Source organism: Streptomyces europaeiscabiei, assembly GCF_036346855.1.
GTDB lineage: Bacteria > Actinomycetota > Actinomycetes > Streptomycetales > Streptomycetaceae > Streptomyces > Streptomyces europaeiscabiei.
Window position 1 is genome coordinate 47,543 of the sequence record NZ_CP107843.1, and the last position, 9,006, is coordinate 56,548.

Annotated in this window: 10 protein-coding genes; 4 read left to right on the forward strand and 6 right to left on the reverse strand. The window is 68.7% G+C overall.

Features of this window, described 5'->3' with window-relative positions; genetic code table 11:
• Nucleotides 1-145: 145 nt before the first annotated feature.
• Genes OG858_RS47715 through OG858_RS47730 form a run of 4 tightly spaced genes read left to right on the forward strand, consistent with a single transcriptional unit; the run spans nucleotide 146 to nucleotide 1,037 of the window.
• Nucleotides 146-403, forward strand: a complete 258-nt coding sequence (locus OG858_RS47715) for a hypothetical protein (RefSeq protein ID WP_328545450.1) — start codon at nucleotides 146-148, stop codon at nucleotides 401-403.
• Complete coding sequence (locus OG858_RS47720) at nucleotides 396-605, forward strand: hypothetical protein (protein ID WP_328545451.1); 210 nt, start codon at nucleotides 396-398, stop codon at nucleotides 603-605. Before OG858_RS47715 ends, OG858_RS47720 begins: the two co-directional genes overlap by 8 nt.
• Nucleotides 602-808, forward strand: coding sequence for a hypothetical protein (locus OG858_RS47725; RefSeq protein WP_328545452.1), 207 nt, complete (start codon nucleotides 602-604; stop codon nucleotides 806-808). The genes OG858_RS47720 and OG858_RS47725 overlap by 4 nt, the downstream gene beginning before the upstream one ends.
• A complete protein-coding gene (locus OG858_RS47730) occupies nucleotides 801-1,037 on the forward strand; it encodes a hypothetical protein (protein ID WP_328545453.1) in 237 nt (78 codons plus the stop codon). Before OG858_RS47725 ends, OG858_RS47730 begins: the two co-directional genes overlap by 8 nt.
• Nucleotides 1,038-1,062: 25 nt before the next feature.
• On the opposite strand, the gene OG858_RS47735 is transcribed toward OG858_RS47730, so the two are convergent.
• From OG858_RS47735 to OG858_RS47760, 6 genes are all read right to left on the reverse strand, one after another.
• Nucleotides 1,063-1,341: a hypothetical protein gene (locus OG858_RS47735; RefSeq protein WP_328545454.1), complete on the reverse strand. Its 279-nt coding sequence runs from the start codon at nucleotides 1,339-1,341 to the stop codon at nucleotides 1,063-1,065.
• A gap of 19 nt (nucleotides 1,342-1,360) precedes the next feature.
• A complete protein-coding gene (locus tag OG858_RS47740; RefSeq protein WP_328545455.1) occupies nucleotides 1,361-3,928 on the reverse strand; it encodes a right-handed parallel beta-helix repeat-containing protein in 2,568 nt (855 codons plus the stop codon).
• Between the two features lie 77 nt (nucleotides 3,929-4,005).
• On the reverse strand, nucleotides 4,006-5,799 hold the full coding sequence (locus OG858_RS47745; RefSeq protein WP_328545456.1) for a right-handed parallel beta-helix repeat-containing protein: 1,794 nt from the start codon (nucleotides 5,797-5,799) through the stop codon (nucleotides 4,006-4,008).
• Nucleotides 5,800-5,861: 62 nt separating this feature from the next.
• Nucleotides 5,862-6,878, reverse strand: a complete 1,017-nt coding sequence (locus OG858_RS47750; RefSeq protein WP_328545457.1) for a hypothetical protein — start codon at nucleotides 6,876-6,878, stop codon at nucleotides 5,862-5,864.
• 5 nt (nucleotides 6,879-6,883) lie between these two features.
• A complete protein-coding gene (locus tag OG858_RS47755) occupies nucleotides 6,884-8,053 on the reverse strand; it encodes a siphovirus ReqiPepy6 Gp37-like family protein (protein ID WP_328545458.1) in 1,170 nt (389 codons plus the stop codon).
• Between the two features lie 16 nt (nucleotides 8,054-8,069).
• Nucleotides 8,070-9,005 (reverse strand): phage distal tail protein, encoded by a 936-nt coding sequence (locus OG858_RS47760; RefSeq protein WP_328545459.1) that lies wholly within the window; start codon nucleotides 9,003-9,005, stop codon nucleotides 8,070-8,072.
• Nucleotide 9,006 lies beyond the last annotated feature (1 nt).

Here is a 9,006-nt window from a genome sequence, read left to right on the forward strand (position 1 = left end):
AACCGGGCCGTGATACTGAAGCTCTTGGGCTTGTTTTGCCGTTGATTCACAGGCTATGGCGGTTCGTTGAGGGTGTTCCCCTGCCTCAAGTCGGCGCGAGACCGGCCGGGGGAACGCCAGGGCCGTACGCTCCTACGCTCGCGGTATGCAGCAGACTGGCCCCGCCCGCACCGTCGTTCTCGCGAAGAACCTTCAGATGTTCCATGCCTGGTGCCGTGAAACCGGGCACAGCCCCCGCGACCCGCGGGTGGTGTACGCGTCCGGCGAGCACAGGCTTCGCGGCCTGAGGAACGTCGAAATAGTCCGCTACGGCAGCTGGTGGGACCGCCCAGACATCCGCCCACTCGAGGAAGCCGTCGCGTGGCTGGAAGCCCGCGCCGCGAAGGAGGCCGCCCATGCCTGACCCCTCTGCCATCGCCGCCATGCAGCAACAGGTCGCGGCGGCCTGCATGGAGACGAAGGAACTCATCGCCCCGATCCTCGACTCAGCCGAGGGTGTGAAGGCCGACATGGTCGGGCGCGGCTGGGCCGAGGCGAACGCCGAGCGGGTCGCCACGTCCTACGTGCAGTCCATGCTCAAGCGTGTGATCGAGGGGGTGTTGTGAGCAGGCCTGCGAAGGCGCCCCCTGCGCGTCGGATCACGGGGTGGGCTGTGCTGTCGCTGGTCCCGCTCGTGCTCGTGGCCCTCGCGGCTCTTGCCGGGCAACTCATAGAACTCGTCATCGGCTCATTGATCGCCGCGTTCCTCTGCCTCGCCACCTACGTCGGTGTCCGGCTCCTCTCCGACAGGGGGACAGACTGTGGCTGAGCAGAAGGTGGGGCAGCTGCTGGACTCGCTCGGCGTCACGCTGGATTTGGACGACGGGGACATGCCGGTCGACGCCCACCTCCTCGTCAAGGTTGTCAAGGCTGACGGAAGCGTGAGCCTCGTCAAGGGCGCCAGTGAATCCCTCGACTGGATCACCGTGCTCGGTATGCTCACCGCCGCTCTCCACATCGAGAACAGCGGCTATCGCAACGCCCTTGACGAAGAATGACCGAGCACCGCGAGTCTGCCCGTCATCAGGCCGGGACGACCTTCAGGGTGAGGTCTTCGCCGTACGCCTCGCGGTACTGGTCGGGCGTCCAGGTCCGGTCCCCCGCGTAGAAGACCGGCTCAACCCGGGCGCCGCCGGGGGCGATGGTGTCGGTGAGCAGGGCCCAGGCGACGACGTGGGACGGTGCGGGCATCTGTGCGGTGTCCGTGCCGCGCGGGGCGAATGCTTCTACTCGCCAGCCAGGCGTCGCCGGGGCCACGCTGAGGATCGTGCCGTGGCCTGATGGGCCCGTGAGAATCGACATTCGGTGTCCTTCTGCCTCGTCAGGTGGCGTAGCCGTACAGCAGGATCCCCGAGCCGGTACCGAAAGCTCCGGCGGTGAAAGCCCCGGCGGTGACGGTGGGAGGGGTTGTCTGGCTCGCGTCGGTGCCGCCGAATCCGGTGGCGACGGAGGCGAGGACGTCGGCGACGGACCCCTCGGAGACGAGGTTGGGCACGGTCGTCGCCTTGATCATGACGCCGAGGTAGTGCAGGCCCGTATACGTCGTGGTGTAGGTGGACGCGGCCCCGGCGGTGGTCTGAGCGATCGCCAGCGTCTTCGCGGTGTTGGCGGCCCAGGCTGCGGTCAGCTGGTCTGCTGTCCTCGCCAGGGCGACCTTCGCCGAGTTGTGGAGCGTGAACCAGTAGTTGGTCGGCGCTGAGGCGGCGGTGCCGCCGGACACGAACCCGAGGTTCGAGATGACCTGGCCCTTGGGCAGCCAGATCGGCACCAGGTACAGCGTGCCCGAGGTGGGAGTGTTGCTGGTGCCCGCGCGTAGCCGTGAGGTGGTCTCGTACCGGCCTGAGGGCCGCATGGCGTTCTCGACTGCCCCGAAGCCCAGGTCGAACGGGCTGGTATCGGGGCCGGTGGACTGGTCGTCCACGCCCGTGTCGCTCAGGTCGTTGCCGTAGCGGCGCACGTTCGTGCAGGTCGACGTGATGCCGATACCGGCGGCGACCTCGTTGCCGCTGCCGAACTTGCGGACCTTGTTCCCTGCGATGAGGAGTCCGTCGGAGCTGGTCGAGCAGCGGATGCCCCACGAGCCGGCCGCCGATCGCGAGGCGCCCTTGATGTAGTTGCCGGTCACCTGGACGTCGGATCCGCTGAGGACGTGGACGCCGTTGACGCCCGCGTTCTGGATCGTGTTGCTGGCGATGAGGACGCCGGTACCGGTGTCGCACGAGATGCCCGACGCGGTCGGTGTGTACACCCGGTTCCCGGTGACGGTGCTGCCGACGATGTTCTGCTGCGAGATGCCCGTGCCGGCCGTGTCCCGGATGGTGTTGCCCGAGACGGTGTACTGCTCGACGTACTCCAGCCGGATCCCGTTCTGCGAGCCGCTGGTGACGCCGTCGATGACGTTGCCGGTGATCGTGGCGTCGAGGACCTTGCCGGTGGCCTCGCCCATGAGCAGGATCGCGTCGTCGTGGCCGGTGGTGCCGCGGATGGTGTTGCCGCTGATCGTGATGTTGCGCAGGTCCTGCGACGCGCTCGTCTGCGTGCCCGCGAGGTTCTTGGTGTCCTCGGTGTCGCCGGTGTCCACCACGCGCATGCGCACGCCCGCGCCGCACCCGGAGATGACGTTGCCCTGGATGACGGTGTCGCGCCAGTCGTACCCGCCGACCGCGTACTGGGACAGGCCGTCGAAGGTGTTGCCGATGATGCGGATCCCGGAGTGTCGGGTGCCGATCGTGGCTGAGTGGGAGCCGATTCCGCGCGGCCACGCGACGGTTCCCGCGGTGCCCGAGGCGCCGACGTAGCAGCCGCGGACCTCGATGTCTTGGCAGACCGTGTTGTCATACGGTCCGAAGCCACCGAACACCGAGCTGGACTTGGCGAGGTCGATCTGTACGGCCTCGGAGAAGTCCCTCGATCCGGGGTCGATGTACCCGCGGAACTGGCAGTTCAGGATCCGGCCGGTCTGGACGGAGTTCAGCTCGATGGCGTGGTAGCCGGGGAGGTCCAGGACTTCCGTGTCGCGGATGGTGATGCCGCGGGCGTGGCCGATGCTCATGCACATGGCGCTCGCGGTGAGCCCGGCGGTGGTGCCGCGCATGTTCCACACGCCGCCCTCGATGAGGATGTTGCCGTGCCCTGTGTAGCCGCCGAGGCTCTGGGCCGCGTCGCCGTTGAGGATCATCGTCCCGGCGTAGTTCCGCCGGAACTCTGTGCCGGGCAGGAGGGTCAGCCGGGTGTTGCCGTAGATCCGGAGGATTGCGCCGATCATGTAGGTGCCGGAGGGGACGATGACCCAGCCGCCGCCCGCCGCAGATGCCGCGCTCAGTGCGGCATTGATGGCCGTGGCGTCGTTCCCGGTGCCGTTGCCGAGCGCCCCGTACACCTTGGGGTTGTAGATGCGCATGCCGGACATCTGTAGGTTCTCGGGGGTGAGCGTGCCGGACACGTCCAGGTCGCCCTGAACGTCGAGGTCGTCGACAAGGGAGCTGCCGGTGACGGTCAGCGTCTCCGCGACCAGGTCCGTCGGGGCCTGGCCGCTGTCGAGTTTTCCGCTGCCGTCGAGCTGCGCCCAGCCGCCGGGCTCTCCGCCGTCGGCGATGAAGTCGGCGAGGATGGAGCCGGTGTCGGTGGCGGTCATCGCGTAGCGGCGCCCGTACCCGAAGTCGACGTAGAGCAGGGTGACCCCGTCGGGGCCATAGAAGGAAACCGATCCATCGGTGTTCGCGTTGACGTGCGTGATGGGGTTGGTGCCGAGGTCGGCGAGATCGATGAGTTGGGAGCCGTCGGACGGTGCATCCCAGACGGTGCCGACGGCGAATGGGCGCAGCTGGAGCTGGTACCCGACGCGTTCCATGGCGAAGTCGGCCGGGCTGCCCCCGAACAGGTGTCTCATGTGGGTGGTCCTTTCCGGGGGTCAGGAGACGAGGTTCAGGCCCGGGTTCGCGGTGTCCGGGCGCGTTGTCATTCGGATCAGGCGACTCGCTCCGCCTTGAGCGCGCATCCGCCACGCAGGACGGTGTCGCCCGCGTTCGAGGTGTTCTGCGCCCACAGGAAGGTGATGCTCCCGGCGGTGGCGCCGGTGACGAGGGTGCCTTTGAACGTGGTTCCGGTGCCGGACGCGAAGGTGACGACGCCGGCCGCCGTGGCCACGCCCACTCCGTCGTTGTCGGTCCACACCATCGAGGCGCCCGCGGGGACCGTCCAGGTGGCGCGGAACCCGCCGCCGCCGTTGGTCCACACGGCGGGGAGTTCGATGTCGTAGATGGAGTTCGCGGCGACCGGGAGGGTGAGGTGCGGGTCGGCGGTGGGGGTGACGGTGCTCGCGCGCGGGGTGTCGATGGACTTGACGACGATGGGCGGGATCGCGGCGCCGAGGTTGTCCTTGAAGATCGTGCCCGCGCCCGCGATCTCGACGGCGGAGACCGCGAGGGTGCCCTTGGTGATGAGAGCGTTGCCGGTGATGAGGTTCGGGCCGGCGGAGCCGGAGGCCTCTTCACGGATCAGGGAGCGGGTGCGGCCGTTGGTGGGCGAGGACGCGATCGAGTTCCCGATGACGTTGTTGTCCTTGGTGCCGAACTCCAGGTGGATGCCGGAGACCTGGCCGGTGAGGGAGCCGACCTCGCCGGGGCTGAAGATGGTGCAGTTGGCGACGACGTTGCCCGTTCCGGCGATGAAGATGGAGTCGCCGGCCGTGCCGTCGAAGTTGCAGTCGACGATCTTTGTGCTCGAGCAGTCCTGCAGACGGACACCCTTGGTGTTGTTCGTGGCGCCGCCGACGAAGTTGCAGTCGGAGATGAACTGCGTGCCCGCTCGGTCCAGGATGCAGACGGCGGTGCCGAAGGTGGTGCCGCCCTCGCCGCCGAGGAATTCGAAGTCGCAGGCGATGATCTGGTTTTCGTCGCTGGAGTCCGTGTGGATGCCGCGGCCGGGGCCGGTGGAGTTCATGGACTGGTCGAAGAGGCAGCCGAAGACGCGGTTGTTGTGGCCGAAGGCGCCGCCGGTCATGCCGCCGAGGTAGAGGGCGTCGTCGCGGCAGGCGATGAAGTGGATGTTGTCGTAGCGGGAAGCGACCGATCCGGCTGCGTAGATACCGCCGGAGGTTCCGCTGGGGCCCTGCTCGATGCAGTTTCCGTCGATGGTCAGGTCCCGCATGGTGATGCGGGTGTCGGCTCCCGTCATCTCGAAGACGAAGCAGTCGCTGCCTGCCGCGAGTTTGACCGAGGTGCCCCAGCCGGATCCGAAGATGGACAGGTCCTGTACGGCGGCGATGGTGATCGGGGAGGACACGAGGTAGGTGCCGTGCGGGAGGTAGAGGGCGGTGCCGGCCGCAGCCGCGGCGTCGATGGCGCTCTGCAGGGCGATCGTGTCGTCGGCCACGCCGTCGCCGACGGCCCCGAACTCGGCGGCGGTCGCGACGAGCCAGTCCAGATGGCCGGGCAGGAGGTTGACGTCGATCATGCCGGTGCCGTCCAGGGGCGCCCAGCCGTTCGGCTCTCCCCCGCTGGCGATGAAGTCGGCCAGGATCGACCCGGTGTCGGTGGCGGCCATGACGTAACGGCGTCCGTATCCGAAGTCGACGAAGAGGATCGCTTCGCCGTCGGGGCCGTGGAAGGAGACGGCGCCGTCTTCGTCGGCGGTGACCTCTTCGATCGGCGTGCCGGTCAGGTCGGTCAGGTCGGTGATCTGCGTACCGCCGGTGAGCGCGGTCCATACGGTGCCGACCGCTCCGGGCCTGAGCTGCAGATCGGTGCCGACGCGCTCCATCGCATAGTCGGAGGGGCTACCTCCGAACAGGTGCCTGGCCACAGCGTTCTCGCTTTCTCAGCTCAGGCGAGCCAGTAGGAGCCGTCGATGGTGAGGACGTCACCGGCGCGGATGTTGAAGGGGCGGTTGGTGAGCAGGTTCAGGCTGTTGGGCGTGTCGAGGACGCTGTTGCCTGTGGACGTGGGGAAGCGAAGTCGGGCGATCTTGTTGGTGCCGTCGGTGGTGGGGAACGTCATGCCGATACCGACCGCTGAGCCCTCGTCGTTGTCGCTGGTGTAGTTCCACTTGAACAGCGAGCGGAAGGCGGTGGTGCAGGGCAGGCCGGGCGGCAGGGTGACCTGGATCGGCTCGGTGTACTCGGGCGGGTTCCCGGTCGGGATGAGCTGGATGGTGACGTCTACGCGCTTGCCGACGGCCTGGTAGCGGCCGATGTTCGTGGAGCCGACGCCCCAGTTGATGGTGGTCTCGGCGGAGTTCCATACGGGGGTGTAGGTGGAGTCGTCGATACCGGCGGTGGCGATCCACCGCCAGGCCGAGCCGTCGCCGACGTACAGCTTCCCGTTGTCGACCAGGAGCTGGTTGCGGCGGGAGGTGGGGCGTACGCCGGGTACGGCGGGAACAACGCCGCGGTCGGTGAAGTAGCGGCGGTCGGCGACGTTGACGGCCATGACCACGGTGGAGCCGGCGGCGACGGTGCACTGGGCGAGGGGGATCTCCCAGACCCCGTCCTCCTCCTGGGTGAGAGGGGGCGCGGTCACGCCGCCTTCCTTGTAGACGGCGGTGACGGAGTTGGCGGACTGGCTGGCGCGCAGCACGACGAGGTCGACGCGGGCGCTACCGCCCGCGTTGGCGGGGACGGCCAGGTTCTTGGTGGCGTCGTTGTCGTAGTAGAAGCCGTTGACGAAGGCGCGGCCGGTGGCGACGGCGACGGTGGTGGCACCGCTGCCGGTGACCTTCAGGGTGAGGTCGGCGGCGTCGTCGGCGTGGACGCCGTCCAGGCCCCACCAGCGGGCCATGCGGGACCACTGGAGTTCGGTGGAGATGCTGCTGCCGGTGAACGGCCCGGAGAACTCAGCCATGGTGGTCAGGCCGCCTTTCGTGTTTTCAGGCGCCCGACGTCCTTCTTGACCTGGGCGATGAGGGCGTAGATGCGGGCGACGGGCCCGGTGCCGGTGCTGTCGCCGCCGACGGTCGCGGTCACCTTCGCTCCGTCGGCGGCGGTGCAGGAGAGGGTGACTTCGCGGACGACGTCGGTGTACCAGGAGCCGCGGATGTCGGCGGAGACGGTGTCGCCGACGTTGTAGTCGCGGCCGTAGCGCAGCTGGGGGATGTCGATGGGGCTGATGGACAGGGAGCCTTGGCCTGCGCCGTTGGTGAGGGCTTCCTCGGCGGCCTGGTCCATCTGGGCGGTGAGGTCGACGGAGGCGCTGTCGACGGAGGTCTGGTCGACGAACTGCTCGAGGACCAGGCCGGGGAAGAGGGGGTCGGTGCGGTCGTAGACGGCGCAGACGCGGGGGGAGGTCTGGCCGCCGGCGACGACGATGGCGCGGGTGCAGGTGGGCGGGGTGGTGGAGTAGGAGGCGTCGGTGAGGTTGCCCAGGCGGAAGGAGAACCGGGCGGTGCCGGAGGCGTCGACGGGCTCGTACACCTGGAACTCGAGGCTGGCGCTTTCCTGGACGACCCGGAAGCCGAGGCCGGCGGCGCCTGCGATGTCCTGCAGCACGGTGAGGAGGTTGTCGAACTGGTTGACCTCACGGGTGATCGTCGGACCGTTCGCGCCGTCGGGGGCGAGGGTGAGCAGCAGGTTCGTGCGGGAGGCGAGGGAGCCGGGTCCGGCATTGAGGTTGACGAGCTGGCGCATCGCGGTCTCTGCCACGACCGCGCTGATCTTGTAGACGGGATCGGTCTGCGCGCCGATGAGGGCGGTGGGCTTGGGCCAGCACGTGTACTGGGCGAGGAGGCCGGTGTCGTCGAGGCCGCTGACGGTGAGCCGCCCGGAGCCTGCGTCGCTGGAGGAGCGCGCCCAGTCGACGGTGCGGATAGGGCCGGACATGACGGTGTCGCCGTCCGGGGTGCGGATGATCAGCCCGTTGCCCTCGACGAGGAGGGGCGCCTTGGAGGAGTCGGCGGAGACCTCCATGGAGAAGGTGCCGATGGAGTTGTAGCGCGGCACGAGGGTCAGGGACGTGTAGTCGTCGACCTGGCCGAGGCGCGCGAGGGTGCTGTTGCGGACGTATACGCGCAGCGCGGACATGGGGTTCCTCCTCCTTTCAGGCGGCGAGGTAGCGGGGCTGGTAGGTCATGCGGACGCGGGTCTCGGACGTGGATCCGGCGACCGTGAGGGTGAGCGCGTTGATGCCGGGCTGAAGGGCCCACATGGTGGAGGCGTCGGAGATGTCGTTCCACAGGTTCGTGACGTCGTTGAGCAGGGCCGTCTGGCGGCGCTCGCGGGTGTCGATGACGATCGTGTCGCCGCCGATGATGGTGCGGGTGAGGACGAGGGTCTCGTCGGTCGTGACGTTGGTGAGGGTGACGCTGGTGGCCGGGCCTTCGATCGTCCACACGGGAAAGGCGGTGTCGTCGCCGTCGTTGTCGACGGTGACCGAGCCCAGGACGTGGGAGGTACCGACGGTCAGCGGCAGCACGGGGAAGAACGTCCCGGACTCGGCGGCCTGCCACTGGGTGGAGGATTCCGCGCCGAGCCAGAACGGTGACGGGCAGGCGAAGGACAGGACGTTCATGCACCAGCGGGTCCCGGCGGTGTCGAGGGATTCGTCGCCCTCGAGGCCTGCGGAGTAGAGGGCAGCGATGGTGCGGGCGGAGCCGTCGTACTGGACGACGGTGAGGGTGCCCAGGCCGCGCTTGGGGTTCAGGGAGCGGATCAGACCCCGGCGGCGGGCGAGGTACGCGGCGCGGGAGTCGTCCGCCCAGAACGCGACGGGCAGGGCGATCTCCTTGCCCTGGGCGCGGACCTGGCGGATCTCGTAGCCGTCGATGCCGGGGGATTCGTCCTGGCTGAAGGCGTAGGCGGGCATGTCCAGGCCCTTGGCGCCGGGCTGGAGGACCCAGCCGTTCTCCCAGTCCGTGAACCTGGTGACGAGGCCGGCGGGGTCGATGAACGACACCTGGGGCTGCTCGTTGATGCGGGTCGGCCACGGGACGCCGGGCGGGGTCTCCGGGACGGCGGGAGCGACGAGGATGGGCATG